The organism is Sutterella massiliensis, from assembly GCF_016899755.1.
GTDB classification, from domain to species: domain Bacteria; phylum Pseudomonadota; class Gammaproteobacteria; order Burkholderiales; family Burkholderiaceae_F; genus Sutterella; species Sutterella massiliensis.
In genome coordinates this window covers 1-937 of record NZ_JACJJC010000138.1, presented here as the reverse complement: position 1 = coordinate 937, position 937 = coordinate 1, and the positions used below count along the sequence as shown (strand labels likewise).

Annotated in this window: 1 protein-coding gene; it reads left to right on the top strand. The window is 60.2% G+C overall.

All coding sequences use genetic code 11. From position 1 onward, the window contains the following. Positions 1-937 (top strand): hypothetical protein (locus H6A60_RS11790; RefSeq protein ID WP_205104857.1); only part of this gene is annotated, 937 nt, incomplete at both ends.

Genomic DNA, 937 nt, shown 5'->3' with positions numbered 1-937 from the left:
GCTCTTTGTACGAAGAGGAGCTCATCTTCCGAATCCTCGCGCCGCAGGCGATCATCCGCGCGGAGCTCGACTATGCGGCCTACGACGACCAGATGCAGATCTGGATCGGCCCGCAGGGCAGAGAGACGAAGGTCTATCAGGGGCCGAAAGCGACTTTTCCCTATGACGACCGCGGCCGCCGCGTGGAAGGCGTTCCCTGCGAATTGAACACGCACTGGATTTGGGACCCGACGCGCACCGGCATGGGGTGCACGGAGAAGGACTGCGCGTACGTGCAGGACAGCCTCAAGCCCGTGAACATCTCGTCATACATTCAGGCGGCAGGCAAAGACGGTCTTGTTCGATTTTTCCTTCGAGACGCGATCGGCGGCAAGGGTGAGGCCTATGCGCGCATGCGCATTTACTACAAACCCAACAAGACGATCTACGAAGAGGAGTGGACGCCTGCCGAATGCGTCGAGGCCCTCAATGCCGTTACAGACGGCATGGCAGACGGCACCTCGGTCTGCACGAAGATGCCGACGCTCGATGTCGGCGGCCGATGCACGACGATGGACGGCGTCATCGTCTGCCCGGAGGACATGGTGACGCCGCCCAACAGCGACATCAATCCCCTCTGTCAGGAGATGAAGCTTACGACGGACTACGACTTCTACAAGGGGGAAATGGACTGCTGGATCGATCCGAACGGCAACAGGCAGTGTCCCGATAACGTGGGCGGCAATCTCGACGACTGCAAGCTCTACGAGGAAGACCCCAAATGCACGTTCATCAAGTCCGAGTGCGTCGACGGTGCGGCCGGTGCGTCGGGCACGTGCTACGTCACGGAAATGACTTACGACTGCGGAGAAGACGTGCTCGTCTCGGATACCGAGTCGGAAACGAACTACCAGTGCCCGGGCGACATCGCCTGCATGGGCAACGAATGCATCGACAC